Here is a 21,470-nt window from a genome sequence, read left to right on the forward strand (position 1 = left end):
CCTGTTACTCCCGGTGATCCYGTTAAACCGGTCGGGCCTGTTACTCCCGGTGATCCCGTTAAACCGGTCGGGCCTGTTACTCCCGGTGATCCCGTTAAACCGGTCGGGCCTGTTACTCCCGGTGATCCCGTTAAACCAGTTGGACCCGTCGGACCGGTCATTCCCGTTGGGCCCGTTGGAATATAAATTGGGGGAAGAACTGGAAACGTAGGTCCAATGTTTTCAGGTTCTATCATAGCTTTATTTATTGATAATTTATTTTCTCGCTTCACTTTAATACCTCGTTCCACATTTTTGTTTACTACTTAACAAAATAATACATCTATCATTTTAGAAGAATTTCATAACTACTTTTTTCATTCTCAAATGATTTTTACATATAGTAAACTTTTTACCGTTGCTATAACTAGTAGTATTAATATAATAAAATGATAGTTCCATTTCAAAATACTAAATCGGTTACATTCTAATTTAAAAATGAGGTGATTTATATTCAAGATAAGAATGAAAAAATGAAAAAAGAACTATTATCACTGGCTCTTGAAATTATTCTTCCATACAGACTGACAGGTCCTACTGGGCCCACAGGTAATACCGGTCCTACAGGCATTACTGGACCCATTATTACAATAAACTCTATGTTCGCTAATAATACATTAGGTGGTCCCATCTCAGTCATATTAGGTGGAACTAATATTCCACTTTCTAATAACCAAAGTCTCGGTAATTTTACAGTGAACGCTACAAATGATATATATACAATTCCTGTTACTGGAAGATATTATTTAACCTATCAAATTAATACAACAACTTCTCTACTTGCTGGTACAAGGCTACTATTAAACTCTTCGACTCCACTTCCCGGATCTATTTTTTCACCCGCAATATCAACTTCAAACTATAATAATAATTTAATAACCAATTTAATTGCTGGTAATACAATTTCCCTTCAAATATTCGGCGTATTATCCATAGTTAATTTAGTTGGAGGTGGTTCAACAGGTGCCTCTTTAACAATTATACGAATCGATTAATAAATGATTCATTCTTTTTTATAATAAACATTCTTAGCTGCTAAAGTAGTAACTATTACGTCATTCCTAAAGCTAATAATATTTCAATAATTTCACGACAGTGATTAAGCAATAAAAACAATTTGTACTATACTCATAGTAATAACCATCTATACTAAATTTTCCGTATATACATTATCAATTTACACTTCTCCCTGCCAATGTTACATTGAATAAGAAGACAGTTTCCCAAAATGCGAACCATCTCAAAACGTATTTGAGAAACATACTCCAATCCTATACGCGAGAGCAATACTATGTCGACACTCAAACGAGTGTCTTTTTTTATGAATTTAAAAAAATAAAACCATCTCTTATAGATGGTTTATCAACACACATTTCTTTATATTCTTGATGCAATTGTAAGTTTATGCAGCTGGATAATAAATGGTCATACTTAACCGAGTTAGCGTACTTCCGGAATTATGATAAGAGTGCGGTCTATCCGCCTTAAAGCAAATTGCATCTCCGCTATTTAATGTATATTGACAATCATTTATTTCAATTATCAATTCCCCTTCAAACACCGTTATAAATTCTTCGGTCCCTTCTTTATGGCCTTCCGAACTTAATTTTCCTTCTGTTTCAATTTCAACCGTATAGATTTCAAAGTTCCTATCATCTTGAAAAGGAAAAGAAGGATACACTTTATATCTCCCATTGTCTTCTGATAATACTTGAACATCATTTCGTAAAACAACTTTCGTATCTGGTTGCGGATTATTGATTAAAGAAGTAAAAGACACTTTCAAACCATTAGCAATTTTCCATATCGTTGTTAATGTTGGACTTGACTCCCCTCGTTCAATTTGTCCAATCATCGTTTTACTCACACCTGTTAATTGCGAGACCTTTTCCAAACTCATTTTTTCTTTCTCTCGTATTGTTTTTAAATTTTTCGCCAAAATAAGTTGAATTTCTTCCATAAGAAACACCCCTACACTATATACAATATAACGACCGTTATGTATAATAAAGAGCACACGTTATATTGTTCTTTTCGGTCATTATAACACACACAAATAATTAGGGGGTTTTGAAATGCCTATATTTTCTTTTTTGTTATTTGTTTTTATAAGTAGCTTCACACCCGGTCCTAACAATTTTTTAGCTATGACATACGCTAATCAACATGGTTTAAAAAGGAGTATGCAATTTTGTTTTGGAGTAGCTTTCGGTTTTTTCATCCTCACCTCCTTATGTAGCTTCTTTAATATTGTACTAATTAATATCCTACCCATAATCGAATTCCCTTTAAAAATTTTAGGTGTAGCATATATGCTATATTTAGCTTTTAAAATACTCACTAGTAAAACTAGTACAGATTCCGATGAAAAACATAATAAAAACTTATTTACAGTGGGGATTTTTCTTCAGTTTGTTAACCCTAAAGGGATACTATTCGGCCTGACTGTAGTGTCAACTTTTATTCTCCCTTACTATAATTCATATTCAAGTTTTCTACTCTTCTCATTATTTCTAGGTGTAGTCGGGTTAATGAGTACATTTAGTTGGAGCTTATTTGGTTCCATGTTCCAAAAACTTTTATTAAAACATACTAAATCTTTTAACATCATTATGGCCGTTTTATTAGTTTTTAGTGCTTTTTCAATTGTAATCAATTAAATTCAAACTCTAAATTTTATTTCTGTTTAAAAGTATGATTTACAAATATAGCTGATATACCAAATGAACCTCCCGCTTACATGCATTACTTATTTAGTTTTAAGGCGGTAATCTTCTATATCTACTCTTATTCATACGAGATAAAATAAAAAGAGGATTACTCATTATAAGTAATCCTCTTTTTTGACTATTGATTTTTAAATATTCTGTTCCACTAAACTAAAATCTTTACTTAACTTCATACCACCAGCCTTTACGATCAAGGTAATCCGTCATTCCTTTAAGTTGCGCATCTGAAGTTGGTTCAGAGATAAAATATGTTAGACCATCCGATTGTAAGATGAAGTTAGCTGTCATTTTTAGTGACGTTAATGCTCCCATTACATCGGGGGTTTCATGCGGTGAAAAAGCTCCTGATTGAATGATATTTTTTTTCGATGGCGGAGTTGTCCCGCCAGATTGCCCCGTTAACGCATAAACAATTGAATTTGCAATCTTATCTGGATTCCATTTTGACATATCTGCTTCATTATCGATAAATCCAAGTTCAATTAAGATTGCAGGTGCTTTCGTATTCGCTAATACATAAAGGTCTTTTCGCTCCTTCGCGCCACGAGTTGACCAGCCAATATCTTTTGAAAGTTGCGCTGCTATCTTTGCTGATAAAGCTTGTTGGTCATAATACAGTACTTCAACACCATTAGCATTCGTATCATATGAGTTTAAATGAAATGAAACTACTAAGTCTACATCATGTGAGTTTGTTTTAGATACAATGTTATTTAAATTTTGCGCTTGTGTTGTCCCTACTTCATCAGTATCATCATAAACTGTATGCCCTACTGCTCTTAATTTAGCAACAACTGCATCCTTAACTTGTCGATCCATAATATGTTCTTTCCGATTCCCATAATTTGCACCCTGTACAATACTATTGTGACCTCCATGTAAACTATATCTAGCCATTGTTCAACATCCCCTTTTTTATTAATATATTCAAAGCTCGTCTTATTGTCCGGTCAAATATCCAGTAAAGCTCCAGCAAACAATAATAAGGGCACTAATCTATTTTTTAATTTTTAATTCTAGATTATCTATTTTCTAAAGCAAAGGACTCATAAATAAAAACCACAACTAATATTTTTCAGTTGTGGTTTTTACGCATTTAAACTGTTTATTTTGAAATCTTTTTATTATAATACATAAAAATACGTTATAATATAAGCTACTGTTCTTTAGGAGGGGTTTAATGGCTGATAAATATAAATTTTTGATTCTCTTTGTTACAGCATTTGTTTCTTTCTTTTCCTTAATAAAAGATTTCCGTAACATTTCAAAAAGTTTCTTTTGGGGGAGCTTTGCAATCCTAACAAGCTTTATATTATTATTAACTCACGCTTTAGAATTAACTCCAATACTTCTCTATTCAGCTCAGATGGCTCTTGAGATTATTACAATACCACGTAAATTATTTCTTCCACCTGTCACTGAAGTTGCTAGTTTTTGCTAACAATTCGTATATATATAAGTTTCAACTCTACATTTCTAATTATCTTTACAAATATAATAGTGCGGTTTCTCCTTTCTAGAGAAACCGCACTATATTAAATTTTAAACTGACTAGTATAAAAATCTCATACATCGCTGTTTTTTTCATTGAGTTCGTTTGTTTTGTGTAAAAGAAAAAGCACCCAACTGGTTGCTTTTTACAGAATCATCTTTTTCTTCCGCTTCTTTTTACTTCCTTTATTTCTCCTTGCTTAACTAGTTTTTCAATATATAAATGTACTAACTTATAAACACATTCTCTTCGCTAATTTTCCTGATCTTCTTGATTTTTCATCCAGACGCACAATGCTTTGTAGTTTTTCAGCTCCTTCACCACAAGTCTTCGCATTTCCTTTTCATCGATGTCCTCAAAAAATGACAATTGATTCATACGATACGGTCCCCCTCCGTTCGATTTACTCTATTGAACTTTTACTTCATTTCCTTTTTACATTCTTCAAGAAAATCGATATCCTCTTGAAGCCGTTCTTTTGTTGAAAGTAATTCCATCACATTACCTTCTGTGCTATAAATACGTATCGTTCTTTCCTTAAACTCCATACCCAATATCCCATCATCATTTAAAAGCTTTACATTACCTCCCATTCTTTTAACCTCGCTTTCTATTCAAAGGATTATTTTATTGGTTTTTCAATTAAACTTCATTTCAAAATTCTCCGTTTTATATGAACCACTAGACACATACACCATATACTAATTTAAATACTTCCTAGGAAAGAAGGTGAAAGTTATGCCATCTATTGTCGGAAATATGGTTGTACAAAATAGTAACGGTTCTTTCAACTTAGGTGATTTTTATAATGTTTCTCCAAAAGAAAATACAAAAGCTTATAATGGTTCGGGTGCATCTAATGTTGCTTTTGTGCTTAATACATTTAACGGTGTTAGTGCAACCAACACATTTGATTCTGATGTTGCCGACCAAAGCCAAGTTGGAACCGCCTAAACTTATTTATTTCTTCTACTTCCGAATAAAAGCCAATATCCCGTTAATAATGTATATATAGTTTCTGTTTCCCCTTCATACCCGAAGGCTTATCAGTTAGCTTTTGCTAGCTGTCCTTTTTAAATACGGGCTGCACACGTATTCAGCTTATAAATTAGGCCTTGTGAGCTGCCACCTTTTAAAGGAGCACATTTAAATATATGCTCCTTTTATTCAATGTTATTTTCACGATCATGCAGAATAAAACATAAGGTATATGGTAATTCAGTGCTCATAAAACCTATTTTTTCTAAGAGTTTATCCATTTGTAAGCTCTTTTTTTCTTTTCAAATAACTCTTTTATTTTTAAATTTGTATTATTTTAAATTATCTATTCTACTTCTCTTTTCTTGTTCATATGCCAAGTTTTTTATTCATAAACTAAAAGTACTTGACATAACTGAATGGAGGCTAATAATGTCTTTTTCAAATATTATTAAATACGGACGCGTTCCCCTCTTTAATTCTAACTTCCCTTTGATTTTATTTTGGAGTCAAAAAAGTGGCTGTACCTCTCTTGCACATTGGTTTTTTTATCAAATAAATTTATTTAAAGAAGCCATAAAATACGATTCTTTCATCCATAATTATGAAAATGAAATATACAAAAACTCCTCGGACTACTTTATTGAACTAGCTGCAGCTTTATATACAAACGGAAAAGATACCTATAAATTAGTGAGAAACCCCTATACAAGAGCTGTAAGTTCATTTTTTTCACTAATTGCCCCCCCTTACATAGAAACCCCAGCATGGAATCCTATTCGGAATTTTTATTATGGTAATGAATTTTGTAATAAACCTATTTCATTTAAAATCTTTCTCTACTACTTAAAAGAGCAAATGATAGATTTAGAACAAGTAGATCCACATTTAATGCAGCAATATGAACCAGGTGAGGAAGAGTTTGTTACAAAGTATATCTACCTTGAAAATTTCTCTACTGAAATTGAGCGCTTAGAACAAACATATCAATTAAAAACTTCTCCTTTACACATACTAACCAAATCATGGCATCATCAGAAAGACAGGGCGATTTTTAGAGGTAATTTTGCAGATGCTGATATTACCGATCCTTTATTCCCACGCCTCCCAACATACGATAGCTTTTATGACCATGAAACTATCCAATTAGTACAGGATATTTTTAATAAAGATTTTAGCACGTACAATTACCCATTAACTCCTTTAAAAAATATGTGATTTTCTAATTGTAGTTTCATATATTATAGAGAAACTTAGATTCACCTATTTAAGTTTCCTCATAAAACTCTCGTAGTAAGTTGGGGCACTGGAAACAGTGTCTTTTTTTAATAAAATTCAAATTGTATTATCTAATAAATCATTAAAACATTTAAATAGAACGTGAAATACTCATTAAGGTTGCCACCATTCGTATGTTTTACTTTGTATGCAAGAAAGACGCAGTTAAAACATTTAGTGAACGAATATTTAAATAGTAATGTTTACAAATATAAAAATGCGGTTGCTCCTTCCTGGAGAAACCGCACCTTATAAAAGTTTTTATTAAATTTTAAACTGACTCGTATACAGATCAAAGTAAAACCCTCTATCTTCCATAAGAGATTCATGATTCCCTCTTTCCAAAATACTTCCATCTTTTATAACAAGGATTTGATCTGCTTTCTCAATCGTTTTCAGTCGATGAGCGATTACAAAACTTGTTCGACCTTTCATTAAATTATTTAGTCCTTCTTGAATTTGCAATTCTGTTCTCGTATCAATATTTGATGTTGCTTCGTCGAGAATTAATATATCTGCATCTGCTAAAATCGCCCGCGCAATCGCAAGAAGTTGTTTTTGTCCTTGACTTAAATTCGATCCTTCTGAAGCAATTTTTGTTTCATATTGATTCGGTAAATGTTTAATAAAAGAATGTGCAGATGCTGCCTTAGCTGCATTGATTACTTCATCATCACTAGCATCTAATCGACCATAACGAATATTATCCATAATCGTCCCAGCAAATAAGTACGTATCTTGTAAAACTACTCCTATTTTACTTCGCAACGAATTAATATCATAATCTTTTATATCTTTTCCATCGATATGAATTTGCCCTTGCTGTATATCGTAAAAGCGAGTTAGCAAATTAATGATTGTTGTTTTGCCCGATCCAGTTGGACCAACTAAAGCAATTGTCTCCCCTGGCTGTGCCTTAAGACTCACTTCTTTTAAAATCGTTTTATTTTCCTCATAACCGAATGTAACATTCTCAAGTGCAACATGTCCTTGTAAATTTTGTACCATGAACGCATCTTTTTTATTTTGGATTTCTGGTACTTCATCCATAATTTCAAAGACACGTTCTCCACCAGCAACTGCCGATTGAATCGTATTCATTAAAGTTGCGAATTGACTAAGTGGTCTTGAGAATTGACGAGAATAATTAATAAAAGCTGCAATGACACCTACTGTTGTCATTCCATTTAAAACCATTACTGATCCAGTCCCAATTACAAGCCCCATACCTAAGTTATTTATAAAGTTCATACTTGGAAAAATAAAAGCTGAAAATGTATCCGCCTTCGTAGCTGAAACTCTTAATTGTTCATTAATTTTATTGAAAGTTTGTACGGTTTCTTTTTCTTTCCCATATAACGTTGTAACATCCGCTCCTGTTATAGCTTCCTCAATAAAACCATTTAATTCTCCTAAATCTCGTTGACGCTTTGCAAAGTTTTTGCCACTATAAGCAACTAATTTTTTTGTAACGAAAAACATAATAGGTACTGTAATTAATGTAACAATTGCTAAAATCCAATCTAATGCGAACATCGCAATCGTTACACCTATAAAGGTTAATGCTGATGAAATAATTTGTACAACACTTTGTGTTAACGCTTGATTCAAATTATCTATATCATTTGTCACACGACTCATTAAATCCCCTTGAGAACGTACATCAAAGAACCGTAAAGAAAGCGTTTGGATTTTCTCGAAAATATCTTGTCGTATTTTTTGTATTGTTTTTAATGCAACGTTAACCATGACAAATGTTTGTAGCCAAGTTAACAATACTGTTACACCGTAAATCGCGATAAGTAACAAACACATTCTCGCCGTACCGTTTAAATCTTTCGGTACAATATATTGATCTATAATTACTCCCATTAAATAAGGACCTAATAACCCAAGTAACGTCGTAACAAATACTAAAAATATAACGAACGTAAGAGCAGCCTTTTGATACCCCATATAGTTCCATACTCGCAATACAGTTCCTTTAGTGTTTCTAGCTTCACCCATTTTAGGCGCGTTACGCCCACCTTTATTAGCAAATTGCCCTTGAAAATTACGCATGTTCTTTCCCACCTTCTTTATGTAAATTGCCACCTTGGGAAAGATAAATTTCTTGATATACCTCACATTGTTCTAACAATTCTTCATGTGTACCATCACCTACTAATTCACCGTTATCTAAAACGAGAATTTTATCAGCATCTATTATAGATGAAATTTTAGAGGCGATTAATAATGTTGTTGTTCCTTTATATTCTGTTCTTAATGCCGATTGAATGTTAGATTCTGATTTCGCATCAACTGCTGATGTAGAATCATCTAATATAAGAATGGATGGCTTTCTCACAAGTGCCCTTGCAATTGATACACGTTGTTTTTGTCCACCTGATAAATTCGTCGCCCCTTGTGTTAAATGATATTGATATGAATCTTCCAACTTGTTAATAAACTCAGTCGCACAAGCTGATGAAGCCGCTACTTCCAGTTCGTCATTCGTTGCATCTTCTTTACCATAACGTAAGTTCTCTTCTATGCTACCTGAAAACAATAATGCCTTTTGAGGTACAAACCCGATTGAAGCACGAAGTTTTTGTAAATCGTATGCTCTAACATTTATTCCATCAATGCATACTTCCCCTTGATCAACATCGTATAAACGCGGTAACAGTTTTGCTAAAGTAGATTTACCACTTCCTGTAGAACCGATAATTCCTACTTTTTCACCTTTACATATGTTAAATGAAATATCTTTTAAAACATATTCATTATTTTTCGTGTAACTATAACTAACATTTTTAAAGTCAATTTGTCCCTCGATTTGCTTAGGTGCAACCGCATTTGTTTCCGTCGTAATATCAACCTCAGTATTTAAAACTTGCCGTACACGATCCGCAGATGGAAATGCTCGCGCGATTTGCATAAATACCATACTTATAGACATAAGTGACATTAAAATAATATTCAAATAGTTTATAAACGCTAAAATAGCTCCTACTTGAAGCGTTCCATCAAATACTTTTTCTCCACCAATCCATAATGTTGCGACAATCCCGCCGCTTACAACTAACATAATGATTGGCATCATTATGGAAATAAGCTGCACCGCTCGAATATTTATCTTCGTTAAATTTGTATTAACATTTCCAAACTGAGTAATTTCATATTTTTGTCTTACATACGCTTTAATAACACGTACTCCAGATAAATTTTCTTGTAGCTTTGTATTCACTTTATCTAATGCTTCTTGCACTTTTTTGAACGTTCCGCTCGCTTTACTTGCAATGAATATAATCGCAAGTAATAAAATTGGAACAACCACAAGTAATATAGGAAATAACTCGCGTGCTGTTACAAAAACAATTATTATACTTCCGATAAATAACAAAGGACCACGAACAAGTACACGTAATGTCATCGTCATCGCCGATTGAATAGAAGTAATATCATTTGTCACAATCGTTAATAATTTCCCAGTTCCAAATGAATCACGATTTTCACTAGAAAATGTTTCTACTTTCGCAAATACATCTTTTCGTATGTCTGTAGCGAAATTAACAGCTGCTTTTGTAGAATACATCATACACCCAAGTCCTCCAACTAAACCGAGTGCTGCAGCTCCTATCATAAGAAGCCCCATTTTTATTACATAATTCAAATCACGATTTGCTATCCCTACATCAATAATATGTTGCATAATAGTCGGTTGAATTAAGTCCATCGCAACCTCAAGTACCATAAATAGTGGTCCAATAATCGCGAAGAACATGTATGGTTTTAAATAATGTAATAATTTGCGAAATGATTTCATACTTAATCTCCTTTTTCCTATGAAATTACCATTTAATAATTCATACCCTCCTTACTTAAGCCATATAATTTTTGATTTTTCCAGTACTTCTATTATATTATGCAAATTAATATTTAACATTATTAAATGATAAGCATTAATGACTTTCCGGTCAATAAATGTGCTTTATATTACGCAAATAGAAAAACCGTATTCTTAAGTAGAAAGAATACGGTTTTTCATCTATATCTCTTCAATTGTAAAATCTAAAAACTCAGTCTCAAATCCATTGTTTTTAGAAGGACTACACGTGTAAAAACCTATTTTAACAGGCGCATTCCCTATATCCTCCATCAAATGAGCAATTCTTATTTGTTCCCATTGACAGCTATTTTTTACATATATTATATAATCGCCACGTTTACGAACAATTCGAAAATGAAGTTGTTGGGTAGCTAATTCTGTTGGAAAGTCTTGTGTTGACCAATCAGAATATCCATTATTCGTTACGACAGCTCCTAAATGAGAAGGGCCATCCGGAATATACTCTAATGAAGTTTTCAACCAACACTTTTCCGAAATCATAACAAAAAGACCTGCTTGATCGTATTTTGAATTTGGATCCATACACAATTGAACTTCAGCTTGAAAGTCTGTCATCATTTCATTATAAAATACATGACCATTCATTACTTCAAAACCATAATGTGTTTTAAGCCAGAAATCTGTTTCTGCTTTCGAACGGACGATAAACGACCGGTTGTCATTAATTTTATAATATTCAGGGACATTCATTATAGTGAGCTGCTCAACATGTTTAGGTATATACGATATATTCATAGTTCCTCCATAATAAAGCCTTTATACAAACATTTAAAACTCCGCTAATACAGGGAATTTATAACCTTTAAAATCTAACTCTTTATTACTTCGAACCATTAAATACTTTTTAGACTGTAATTCTGTAAATTGTACATCCTCAATCCCTAATTGATCTGGTGAGAAGTAAAATTCGATTTCTGTAAATCTTTCAGCGATTTCTCCGCATATTTCATCTAAAACTGGAATTACTGGTGCAAATACTCCATATAATTTCAACTTTTCATTATCTACTTCATACACAATTAGAGCATCTAGTTTCTCTGAATAATACAATTTCTCATTCCATCCCGAATCATACATATTCAAATAAAACGAAGGACGGAAGTTTAATGTTGAAAAATTATTTGAAAGTCTTTGGCTACTATCAATAGTTTCATGTATTAACTTTCTATCCTCTTCCATATAATAATCTAATTTTCTAAGTAAGGAGTCATTATTATTCTTTTTATCATATAGAATAGTCATCAAATACTCCTGCACAACTTTAAAACCAAATGATGCATATAGTTCAGGTTTTTCCGTAAATAATAAGGTACATTCACATTTCTTATCAATTTCTTCTATCATTTTACTTATTAATTGTGTCATGAGTCCTTGTCTACGAAAATCAGGGTGAGTCATTACCGTTTGAATGCCGGCTGCATTTATTCTTTCACCATTTACTAGCAATGGTAGCGAAAATACCGCAACATTTGCAATCGCTTTATCGTCATGTAAAAATGATAAAGCTTTGTATGTATCATCCCAATAACCTCTCTCTGAAAAATCATTCAATGTTTGAATTGTAATTCCAAACACTTCTTCAAATAAAGGAAATAACTGCTCTCTTTTTGGTTCTTCTAAAAGAAATTTTTCAAAAATTTCAACATTCCCCATGTTGTCCCTCCATACGTTAATTCCATCAAATTAGATTTAGCTATATAACCTGCTCTTAATGTAATAGGTCTTACCAATCAATATACTATCATAAAATATAAAAAAAGAGTCTAATTAATTTTATGTTTTGACTATTCGAAAATAAGTCGAATAAAACAATATTAAGATTTTTGAATATTAATAAGTTTATTATATAAAAATAGTGCTTTCTACTTCGTTTTTACTCATAGAAATGCACCATTTATAAAAAAATATTTTTTATTATTTTTTTCCTTCTAGTCTCTCCCTCGTATTAATTTCTTCTCCTCTCATTCGCTTTTCAAATGTATTTCTCCAACTTGTAGAAAGTGCATGTACTTCTAAGATCCTTTTTAGCCCTTCCATATTTTGTTTTTCCTTATGCATAATACGATTAGCAAATGCTACTGTAACACCTTTTGGATCAGACTTTATTAACTTTAACGTATCAACAGGTGATACCCATCCTTCTTTTAATACACGAAAATAAAATCCTGTATATCCTGTTTCTTGAAAATAAAGTGGTAACTTTGGAATATTGTATTTCTTAGCTAATTTAAAACAAGGTTGTCTTGGCTGTGTTACTTGTACAATTGCTTCTCCAATTTGAAATGTATCACCAATACAAACATCCTCTTCACACAGACAATTAATTGTTATATTTTCTCCGAATGCTCCATATACAAGGGCTTGATTCAACTCTTTTTCCCAGTATCTATAATGTTCTCCAGAATACACACAAACTGCTTTATCTACTCCACCATGATGAACTAAGTCCGCTTGCCCATCTCCATTAAATTTTAAAAAGGATAAAAACACCGGTTCCCTTACTTGCTTCTTATTTATACCTGTATGAATTACCTTTCCGCCGTATGTAACCTCTTTTGGTAACCCTATATTTAAAGATAGTACCTCATATACTTTATTCATCTTAATCGCTCCTCTTACTTACCCTACAATTTTTCAATAGATTAATTTATACTTTCAAACTCTCTGTCTATTTTTCATTTAAAATGACAAAAGGTCAGCAAATGTAATAACCACTCAAATATCCTTGCTCCTATACTTATCTATCCTTACTTCAAAACTTTTCAATCCCTCTCTAATAAAGTGATTATAAGCTCAACAAAATCATTGTTCAATCCAATTATTTATATAATAATGATAGGTATAACCTATCATTAAACTTGAGGTGATTCCAATCGAATTAAGACAACTTGAATATTTTTTAGCTGTTTCAAAAGAATTGCATTTCACAAAAGCAGCTGAGAAACTAAATATTTCACAACCTTCTTTAAGTCAGCAAATACGTGCATTAGAACATGAAGTAGGAATGCCGCTTTTTGATCGCATTGGTAAAAAAATATCTTTAACTGATGCAGGAAGGATTTTATTATTACATAGTAAAACCATTTTTCATGAAGTCGAACAAGCTCGTTCTGCAATTCAAGATCTAAACGGATTACAGCAAGGTTCCTTAACAATAGGCTCTTTGTTAACCGTCGTAAATTATTTACTACCACCAGCTATATTAAATTTTAATCATTCATATCCCAATATAGAGCTTTCTGTATTAGGGCTTCGTACAGGAGATATTCGTGAAAAATTATTACAAAACGAACTAGATATTGGCATTACATTTCTCCCGGTGCAAGATAAGGAGATTATTTCTATCCCTCTATACAAAAGTGAACTTACATTAGTCGTACCAACCGATCATCAATTAGCTGAACGTAATCATGTATCTATTGCTGAATTACAGAACTACCCTTTAATTCTTTTACCTAAAAATTTCTTTTTAACCGAACTAATTACATCTCATTGTCAAAAATTTAACTTTAAACCAAAACCAATTTTAGAAATTAGTACGATGGAATCTTTAATCCAAATGGTTTCAAAAGGAATGGGAATTACAGTGTTACCAAAACCGTATATAGACTTTTTACAAAATAAAAACATTCAAGCAATTAAAATAGAAAATCCTACCCCAACAATAGAAATTGGGCTTATTTATAGAAAAGATAAATATATGTGTGCTGCAACTCGAGAATTTATTGAACAACTAAAAAGAACAGTACGTTCTTTACAAAGCTAAACGAACAAAAGAGATTATCCTATAAAACCGTTTCACAACGCTCTAGTAGGATAATCTCTTTTCAAAACAAAATACAACATAACTTTTAAACTCAAATAAATTTCAATGTACCTTTTTAGATATTGGAATATATTTCGTAAAATATGCCCCGACTAGTAATAAAACAATTGAAGTTAACCAAATAAAAATACCGCCAAAGTTAAACCAATATGCAAGCAAATTTAAGATTGCTAGTGTAAAGAAACAAATTGAAGTTAACGCACTCTTCAATCCTTTTACCCCTGCTTTTTTTCTTTTTTCATAAGTAATATACATTGAAACGGCAACAAATAAGATAAGAACAATCGGTAACATTACTTTTAGCAATGGCAATCCCTCCCGTACATACACCTTACTATTACCATTTTATCTCATTTATTCTTCTTGAATCAATTAATAGCATTCTTCTCTCCAAAAGTCAGTATACGTTTTATTATTAAATTTCACATTTACCTGAGAAAATGAAAGACTTCCTCCAACTTTCAATGAGTACCAGTCGTTGAATAGTGGAGATCCGAAGCAAATATTCATTATACGATTATGCAAATCAAATAAGACAGAATGCAAAGTTCCAAACCATTCTTCATAATTATGTACTGTCAGCCCAGTAGGATACTCTCTTTCTACTAATTCTTTTAAAGAATCCATGCTCACTAGTTCATTTTGATTTAAATATTCATACAATATGTGATATCTGTTTGTGGATTGTTCTAATCTTCTATTATTCAATTTTTGAATAGGTAAACTAATCGCATGGTTTGTTGATACGATAAAATCATGGCTTTCCTCATCAATTGTGGTTATTGATTTATATCCGTCAAATATTTCAATACGCGCTGCGTCTAAAGGATCTGCTACAATTAGATTAATATTACTTGCAATTGGCATTTCATCAACTAGTGATATCGCCTCCTGCACATTTTTACATTTCTCCAATAATACTCGAATTACCGCAAAGCATTGTAAACCACTTAACACTGGCTTTCGTAAGCCTTCAATATTTCCTACTGGTTGACCACATGCTGAAAATGTAACAGCTAACCCATGCTCGTTAACTCCTTCTGTTCGACCGAAATAAAAAGTAGAAAAGCCACTATGTACATATGCACCTTCAACATGTGTTGAGCAAAAACGCATATCATCTATTTTGGGTAACAAATCATAATTTCTTAATACATATGTGTGCTTTGAATCTGTCTTTTTAGGTAATACGACACAATGACTACATCCTGCTTTTAATAGTGTTTGATAATAATACATCAGATTTCTAGCAGGAATTTTCAACACTTCACAAAACCCTTCAATTTCTTCATTAATTCCTGGACAATATTGATTTAATATATTTCTAGATTCTGTCCAATAATTATCTGATACTAAATGTTCTTGCTGTATAAATTGTGGAATGAGATACGGATGATTTTTCACAAACTCTCCTTGTTGCTTTCCAATATCATAATGACTTCCTTTTAATGATGAAAAGTACCCCTTAACTTGGTACATCTAAATCCCACCTTACATCTAATTTATCCATATCATACCAAATGAATTTTATTCATTCTTGATGTTTTTTACTGTCTTTCAAATCAAATTTGGCTGGAATAAAGAAAACAATTATAAAATAAAAATTAGGAAACTGTAATCATTAACAGTTTCCTAATTTACCTATACTATATTATCCCCTCTTCCACCAACGTTTCTGCAATTTGAACCGAGTTCCAAGCGGCCCCTTTTAATAAATTATCGGAAACAATCCAAAGATGGAATCCTTTTGGTGTATCAGGGTCTTTTCTAATTCTCCCGACAAATGTATCTATTTTCCCTTCTGCATATAATGGCATTGGGTACAGCTGTTCACTAGGATTATCTTGCAGTATAACACCTGGTGCATCCAGCAACACTTCTCTTATTTCTGCAACAGTTGCTTCTTTTTCAAGTTCTATATAAACCGATTCTGAGTGCCCGGATACGACCGGAACACGCACACAAGTAGCTGCCATTTTCAAGTTTTGGTCCTCCAAAATTTTCTTCGTTTCTTGAATCATTTTTACTTCTTCAAATGTAAAATCATTATCTGTAAATATATCTACTTGAGGCAATACATTAAACGCAATCGGATAGTGTTTTTTATCTTTTTTCGCTGGCAGTATAGTACTCTTAACCTCTTCACCTTCAAGCATTGACTTTGCCTGTTCTTTTAATTCATGAATCGCATGAATTCCTGAACCTGACACAGCTTGGTATGTGGAAACAATAATTCGTTCCAATCCGAATACTTTTCGAATTGGTTGAAGTGCCGTCACCATCTGTAATGCTGAACAATTCGGAACTGCTATGATACCGTTATGCTCCTTTAAAGTGTGCGCATTTACTTCTGGAACAACGAGTGGTACATCGTGCGCCATTCGGTATTCACTTGTGTTATCAATTACGATGGCACCACTAGTGACTGCGTGATTAACAAATTGTCTAGACACTTCTCCTCCAGCGCTAAAAAAGGCAATATCTACACCTTCAAAGCTAGTTGCTTTTGCCTCTTGTATCATTATCTCTCGTCCTTTAAATTGCACTAACTTGCCAGCGGATCGTTTTGACGAAAGCAATGTAACTTCAACTATATTAAATTTAGTTTCTTTTTCTAACAGTTCAATAATTTTTTGTCCTACTGCACCTGTAGCACCAACTACAGCTACATGATAGCCCTTTTTGATCATCATTTCTCCTCCAATATAATTTAAATGAATATTTCTATAATTTCATTTTATAAAGAATTTAATCATTTGGAAAATTGAAATACGTGATATAATCATTCACAAATCATGATAATAAAAGAGGGATAGCTTATGGAAATGAGACATGTTAAAACATTTTGTGCCATCGTTAAGTATGGTAGTTTTTCTAAAGCTGCTCATGCGTTAGGTTATGCGCAATCTACTGTAACAGCGCATATGAAAGCATTAGAAAACGATTTACGTCTCCCTCTATTCGATCGATTAGGGAAAAAAGTACTTCTTACAAAAGCAGGTCATCAATTTCATCCTTATGCTCTAGAATTACTAGCTATTTATGAAAAAGCGCAAGAAATCCCTCAAAATAGTGATGATTTAGAGGGAACTTTAACGATTACATCTAACGAATCATTAGCAGTGTACCGATTACCACAATTATTACGTATGTACAAACAGGAGAATCCGAAAGTAAATATCATACTGGAAACAACTACAAACGAACAAGCAATGAATAAGCTACGTGAAGGAGAAACAGATGTTATTTTCATAATTGGAGAAAGTATGGAACATAATGATTTTATTACGCGTACTTTTTGTAATGAAGCATTTGGATGGATTTTACCTCCCCATTACTCTACACACTCTAATCCATTTTGTTTACTAAATGATACTCAATTTATCTTTACAGAACAAAGCTGCGGCTATAGACCGATGGTAGATCGGTTTTTACGTCAAAGCGGAAATATTCCAGCTAAAACATTTGAAACTTCCAACGTTGAAGTCATTAAACAATCTGTGATGTGTGAGTTAGGAATTTCAATTCTTCCTTACATTGTTGTACAAGAAAGTTGTCAAAAAGAACAACTCTGTTTTCAGCCTATCGAAACTTCAACAGTTATTCAAAGCCATGTAATCTATCATAAATCTAGATGGATTTCACCCGTTTTACAATCGTTTCTTTCCTTACTAGAGCGAGACTAAAAGGTGCACAAAAAAAGAGTAACTGCCTAATAAGCACTTACTCTCTTCCAATATTATCTTATTTATTAGTCTGTCCCCCATCTGCAATTAATTTACTACCTGAATATGTACCTTTTTGCATAAACAATTGATTAATTAACTCTTTTTGTTCCGCTTCTGACATTACTCCTTTTCCTTCGCCTAAATTCCCGCTTTGTAATTTCCAAATCTTGTTGTGATCTGCGTCCATCTTTTCATATTTCCCTTGTTTCCATCTCTCTAAAATATCTGCATATGTATTTCCTTGTACTAGATCATTACTCTTTACAATATCAAGTAAACTTTCAATTCGTTCTTGTGTGATAAAAATATAGCCCCACTTTTGATCAGCTTTCGTTTTTTGATGTGCCATTTCATGTAATGCTGTCTGTATGTTCTCATCTGTCCATTTAAAATTTTTATTAAAACCGCTATTTGGTAATGAATGATTGCCATTTTCTAAAAGCTTTGCATCTTCAGCTTTTACATTACTATCAGCTAGTACTTCTGCTGCCGGAGCAGCTGGTGATGCCTTTTTCGCAGCTGGTTTACTATTATTTAGATAATACAGCATACCATATGTTACACCTACGCCGATTACCGCCATACCAGCTAAAATACCTATTATTTTAAAAAATGTTTTCATCTTGCTTGTTTCCTCCCACATATCCCATTCATATTTTCTATTTCTCGAACCACATATATATTTCCTTATATTATATTTCTTTTCTTTATCAATTGAAAGATTATTCTGTCAAAATATCCATCTTTTTCAAATGCAGATCCATTTCTAAGCATTTCGTTTTAATTTTATAAAAATATATGCTAGCCTACATATTAAGGAGATGAATAAATATGAGTTTATTGTATAGCGGTTTAACTTTTTTAAACTTTGACGATACATATTTATTACAAAATAAACTTCATTCTTATTCACATGAGGATATTGATTTTAGTCATTTAGAGCACACAAACCTGTATTGCGAGATTCCTTCTTTAAAGAGTATAAAACGGGAGTTATATCGTAGAAAGCAAAGAGGAATCACCTTTATCGGTTCTGGAAATTATCATTATGTATCTTATTTGCTACTAAAAGAAATAGATGAACCATTTAGCCTTATTTTATTTGATCATCACACTGACATGAACTTAAAAGAAGAAAATGAACATACTCTTATTTCTTGCGGGTCATGGGTATCGTTCACACTTCAAAATAACCCAAAATTAAAGAAAGTAATTATTATCGGACCTTCTTCTTTAACCATTCATTCTAATGATTATTCATGCGTAGAAGTATTCCCGATAGATACAACTTATGAAGTATCTACACATACGATACTTTCGCATATTCATACAGATACTATATATGTAAGCATTGATAAAGATGTTTTAGATTCAAAAGTAACTATTACAAATTGGGATCAAGGACATATGAAACTTTCTACACTATTAAAATGTTTACATTCTCTTATTAGGAATAAAAATGTTTATGGTATCGATATTTGTGGTGAACTACCGGTTTATCCTTCTCAGCTCTTTCTAGCTAAATATGCAAATGCTATTAAGAAAAATGAAAAAGCAAACTTACAAATTTTAAAATCAATATATAATACATAAAAAAACAACGAGTACCTTATAAGGCACTCGTTGTTTTTATGCACGATGTTCTTTTAACCACTTCGTAATCGCATCTAACCTCGAAACATCAAAACGTCTCTCTTCACACACATTTAAACTATTTAAACTTTTCACAATTTCTAATTCATTCGATTTTACACTTTTCGCATCAATCATTTTGCAATATCCGTCTGTAACAGCATTTAAATTTTCATAATAACGTTGAAACGATTTTGATATATGTAAATGTTTTTCAAAGTTTCTTCTTCTTTTTGTCTCGTCAGATTCTTTCCGTTTTCTAAGTTCTTCATCATTCGTATATAAATAAAAATATTGATCGGGAAAACCAATTTCCCTATGTATCAGCTTTTCTTTATAAAAGTTTTCTATTAAAGATAACGGCTGATTAAATATATCAAAATGGAAACACCAATTATAACTAAGTGGTTGATAAATGTCGCCATCAAGTATTACTAATTCATATTGCTCTGATTTCTGCGCTGCTATTTTCCAGCGCTCTACTTGTTTTTCAAAATACCATGTTCTATGTTCGTTTTTTGGTCTTTCAAACAATACATTCACTTCAGGTATAATGTACGCACCATAATTTTTTTCTAACTCACGACACGTGCTACTCTTACCAACCGCACTTGCTCCCTCAAACGCTATAATCCCCATAGTTTCTCCCACTTTCATTAACTTAAATCTCTTTGCTTTGCATTTTTTCCCCATAACTGTCTCCATAAAACAATTGAAGCGATAGAAAGCATAATTGTTGTAATGATACTCCCCTCAATACCGAACGAGCCCCCATGAAGGACTTCCGATCCTTTTGTTACAGGTTTAAAAAGTGGTGTAGAATACATTGCCATTCCACTTACTGCAAAACCATAAATATTAAACTGTGCCCAATTCCACAACGAATGCCACGCGCATATCCCCCAAAGACTACTGTCCTTTAAAGCGTAAAAAGCTGCAAATACACCAACTAATATTATATTCGATATTGAAAGAATTGTAATACCTGGATTTAGTAAATGCAGAAAACCAAATAAAAAAGAAGTTACAACAATCCCAATCCATATACGGCTTCTAACAGAAAGGACTGGAAATAACCAACCTCGAACAACAATTTCTTCTGTTGCACCTTGTATTAAAAAAGCAACTAAAGATCCCACAATTCCAATTATAGCGGTTGGCGTAATTTGTTGCATTTGTAGTTGTACAATTCCTGTTAATAAAAGTATCATTACTGGTATTGAAATGAAAACAAAACCTATTAATGCACCTCTCAAATATTTTCTTATCCACTGATTTCTCCAAAAACCAATGGATGAAATTGATCTTTTCTCTACAAATCTAACCCATAAAAAAACAAAAAATACAGCTCCGCCAAACGTCAATATCATCTCAATATCACTATAAATTGCCTTCATTAAAAGTGTTTCTGCTTTCGGTAAAAACAACATAAATAACATGAACAATTCACCTAAAGTTAAAAATACAATTGCAAGTATAACAGCGAATATTGGATGAACTTTTTTTCTTCCTTCTTTAGCTGCATCAATTATTTTAAATTGAGTAAATTGCAATATTCTCGCCTCCATAACAAATATATTAATACTATATATCGTTTCTCTAATACAAACTTCCAATAAAAATGCTCTCCGTTTAGCATAAACCTAAATTTGGAATAATATATAAATAAAAGAGATAACTTTGTGCGTTTTACTATTATCACCAAGATTATTCACTGGTATTACCAGCACTTGCTATTTCCCACCATTTGTTGTAAGATAGTAATTAAGGTCAATTTAACACCATATTTCCTTTGCATATTATCAAGTATCAATCAGGATTATTTTGTACTCCTTATGGGTGTTTGATAATATGTGAACTTTTATTTTTCATTCAA

24 protein-coding genes are annotated in these 21,470 nt (G+C 32.4%); 8 read left to right on the top strand and 16 right to left on the bottom strand.

All coding sequences use genetic code 11. The features are described 5' to 3' along the window. On the bottom strand, positions 1–272 hold a 272-nt coding region (locus AC1DMU_RS18835), incomplete at its 3' end, for an exosporium leader peptide-containing protein (protein WP_476941543.1). Between the two features lie 210 nt (positions 273–482). Between AC1DMU_RS18835 and AC1DMU_RS18840 the strand changes: the two genes are divergently transcribed. Then, on the top strand, positions 483–1,034 hold the full coding sequence (locus AC1DMU_RS18840) for a BclA C-terminal domain-containing protein (protein ID WP_088063351.1): 552 nt from the start codon (positions 483–485) through the stop codon (positions 1,032–1,034). Positions 1,035–1,441: 407 nt separating this feature from the next. Here AC1DMU_RS18840 and AC1DMU_RS18845 read toward each other — a convergent pair whose 3' ends face one another. Next, positions 1,442–2,056, bottom strand: coding sequence for a helix-turn-helix domain-containing protein (locus AC1DMU_RS18845; RefSeq protein WP_097908792.1), 615 nt, complete (start codon positions 2,054–2,056; stop codon positions 1,442–1,444). Positions 2,057–2,114: 58 nt separating this feature from the next. Here AC1DMU_RS18845 and AC1DMU_RS18850 point away from each other — a divergent pair, with 58 nt between their 5' ends. Next, positions 2,115–2,699, top strand: coding sequence for a LysE family transporter (locus AC1DMU_RS18850; RefSeq protein ID WP_088063349.1), 585 nt, complete (start codon positions 2,115–2,117; stop codon positions 2,697–2,699). A gap of 228 nt (positions 2,700–2,927) precedes the next feature. Here the strand turns inward: AC1DMU_RS18850 and AC1DMU_RS18855 are convergent, their stop codons facing one another. Next, complete coding sequence (locus tag AC1DMU_RS18855) at positions 2,928–3,665, bottom strand: N-acetylmuramoyl-L-alanine amidase (protein ID WP_088063348.1); 738 nt, start codon at positions 3,663–3,665, stop codon at positions 2,928–2,930. A 283-nt stretch (positions 3,666–3,948) separates the two neighbouring features. Here AC1DMU_RS18855 and AC1DMU_RS18860 point away from each other — a divergent pair, with 283 nt between their 5' ends. Beyond that, positions 3,949–4,209: a hypothetical protein gene (locus AC1DMU_RS18860; RefSeq protein WP_061672984.1), complete on the top strand. Its 261-nt coding sequence runs from the start codon at positions 3,949–3,951 to the stop codon at positions 4,207–4,209. Positions 4,210–4,512: 303 nt separating this feature from the next. Here AC1DMU_RS18860 and AC1DMU_RS18865 read toward each other — a convergent pair whose 3' ends face one another. Further along, positions 4,513–4,638, bottom strand: coding sequence for a hypothetical protein (locus AC1DMU_RS18865; protein WP_255294011.1), 126 nt, complete (start codon positions 4,636–4,638; stop codon positions 4,513–4,515). Positions 4,639–4,679: 41 nt separating this feature from the next. After that, entirely contained in the window at positions 4,680–4,853 is a 174-nt protein-coding gene (locus tag AC1DMU_RS18870) for a hypothetical protein (protein ID WP_176551435.1), read from the bottom strand. Between the two features lie 145 nt (positions 4,854–4,998). On the opposite strand from AC1DMU_RS18870, the gene AC1DMU_RS18875 reads away from it, so the two are divergent. Together AC1DMU_RS18875 and AC1DMU_RS18880 are read left to right on the top strand one after the other, a co-directional pair. Continuing rightward, positions 4,999–5,214 (top strand): spore germination protein, encoded by a 216-nt coding sequence (locus AC1DMU_RS18875; RefSeq protein ID WP_088063347.1) that lies wholly within the window; start codon positions 4,999–5,001, stop codon positions 5,212–5,214. A 456-nt stretch (positions 5,215–5,670) separates the two neighbouring features. After that, positions 5,671–6,456, top strand: coding sequence for a sulfotransferase family 2 domain-containing protein (locus AC1DMU_RS18880; protein ID WP_088063346.1), 786 nt, complete (start codon positions 5,671–5,673; stop codon positions 6,454–6,456). 324 nt (positions 6,457–6,780) lie between these two features. Here AC1DMU_RS18880 and AC1DMU_RS18885 read toward each other — a convergent pair whose 3' ends face one another. From AC1DMU_RS18885 to AC1DMU_RS18905, 5 genes are all read right to left on the bottom strand, one after another. Further along, entirely contained in the window at positions 6,781–8,577 is a 1,797-nt protein-coding gene (locus tag AC1DMU_RS18885; protein ID WP_088063345.1) for an ABC transporter ATP-binding protein, read from the bottom strand. After that, positions 8,570–10,324: an ABC transporter ATP-binding protein gene (locus tag AC1DMU_RS18890; protein ID WP_088063344.1), complete on the bottom strand. Its 1,755-nt coding sequence runs from the start codon at positions 10,322–10,324 to the stop codon at positions 8,570–8,572. The genes AC1DMU_RS18885 and AC1DMU_RS18890 overlap by 8 nt, the downstream gene beginning before the upstream one ends. Before the next feature lie 222 nt (positions 10,325–10,546). Next, a complete protein-coding gene (locus tag AC1DMU_RS18895) occupies positions 10,547–11,143 on the bottom strand; it encodes a DUF1349 domain-containing protein (protein ID WP_001027689.1) in 597 nt (198 codons plus the stop codon). A 33-nt stretch (positions 11,144–11,176) separates the two neighbouring features. After that, positions 11,177–12,061, bottom strand: a complete 885-nt coding sequence (locus tag AC1DMU_RS18900; RefSeq protein WP_476941544.1) for a GNAT family N-acetyltransferase — start codon at positions 12,059–12,061, stop codon at positions 11,177–11,179. Positions 12,062–12,322: 261 nt separating this feature from the next. Next, positions 12,323–13,009, bottom strand: coding sequence for an MOSC domain-containing protein (locus AC1DMU_RS18905; protein WP_001045580.1), 687 nt, complete (start codon positions 13,007–13,009; stop codon positions 12,323–12,325). A gap of 262 nt (positions 13,010–13,271) precedes the next feature. Here AC1DMU_RS18905 and AC1DMU_RS18910 point away from each other — a divergent pair, with 262 nt between their 5' ends. Then, positions 13,272–14,174 (top strand): LysR family transcriptional regulator, encoded by a 903-nt coding sequence (locus AC1DMU_RS18910; RefSeq protein WP_088063342.1) that lies wholly within the window; start codon positions 13,272–13,274, stop codon positions 14,172–14,174. 102 nt (positions 14,175–14,276) lie between these two features. Here AC1DMU_RS18910 and AC1DMU_RS18915 read toward each other — a convergent pair whose 3' ends face one another. From AC1DMU_RS18915 to AC1DMU_RS18925, 3 genes are all read right to left on the bottom strand, one after another. Next, on the bottom strand, positions 14,277–14,540 hold the full coding sequence (locus AC1DMU_RS18915) for a hypothetical protein (protein ID WP_142291730.1): 264 nt from the start codon (positions 14,538–14,540) through the stop codon (positions 14,277–14,279). A 66-nt stretch (positions 14,541–14,606) separates the two neighbouring features. Further along, on the bottom strand, positions 14,607–15,713 hold the full coding sequence (locus AC1DMU_RS18920) for a C45 family autoproteolytic acyltransferase/hydolase (RefSeq protein ID WP_088609719.1): 1,107 nt from the start codon (positions 15,711–15,713) through the stop codon (positions 14,607–14,609). 167 nt (positions 15,714–15,880) lie between these two features. Next, on the bottom strand, positions 15,881–16,924 hold the full coding sequence (locus tag AC1DMU_RS18925; RefSeq protein ID WP_088063340.1) for an aspartate-semialdehyde dehydrogenase: 1,044 nt from the start codon (positions 16,922–16,924) through the stop codon (positions 15,881–15,883). A gap of 129 nt (positions 16,925–17,053) precedes the next feature. Between AC1DMU_RS18925 and AC1DMU_RS18930 the strand changes: the two genes are divergently transcribed. Then, complete coding sequence (locus AC1DMU_RS18930) at positions 17,054–17,920, top strand: LysR family transcriptional regulator (RefSeq protein WP_060488742.1); 867 nt, start codon at positions 17,054–17,056, stop codon at positions 17,918–17,920. A gap of 58 nt (positions 17,921–17,978) precedes the next feature. Here AC1DMU_RS18930 and AC1DMU_RS18935 read toward each other — a convergent pair whose 3' ends face one another. Beyond that, positions 17,979–18,605, bottom strand: a complete 627-nt coding sequence (locus tag AC1DMU_RS18935; protein ID WP_116300182.1) for a PRK06770 family protein — start codon at positions 18,603–18,605, stop codon at positions 17,979–17,981. 188 nt (positions 18,606–18,793) lie between these two features. Between AC1DMU_RS18935 and AC1DMU_RS18940 the strand changes: the two genes are divergently transcribed. Beyond that, on the top strand, positions 18,794–19,555 hold the full coding sequence (locus AC1DMU_RS18940; protein ID WP_088063339.1) for an arginase family protein: 762 nt from the start codon (positions 18,794–18,796) through the stop codon (positions 19,553–19,555). Positions 19,556–19,591: 36 nt separating this feature from the next. On the opposite strand, the gene AC1DMU_RS18945 is transcribed toward AC1DMU_RS18940, so the two are convergent. Both AC1DMU_RS18945 and AC1DMU_RS18950 read right to left on the bottom strand, forming a co-directional pair. Continuing rightward, positions 19,592–20,233 carry a DEAD/DEAH box helicase family protein gene (locus AC1DMU_RS18945; protein WP_088063426.1) on the bottom strand — a complete coding sequence of 214 codons (642 nt, stop codon included), beginning with the start codon at positions 20,231–20,233 and terminating at the stop codon, positions 19,592–19,594. 17 nt (positions 20,234–20,250) lie between these two features. After that, entirely contained in the window at positions 20,251–21,147 is an 897-nt protein-coding gene (locus tag AC1DMU_RS18950; RefSeq protein WP_060488737.1) for a CPBP family intramembrane glutamic endopeptidase, read from the bottom strand. Between the last annotated feature and the right edge of the window lie 323 nt (positions 21,148–21,470).

Source organism: Bacillus sp. 01N45, assembly GCF_056399205.1.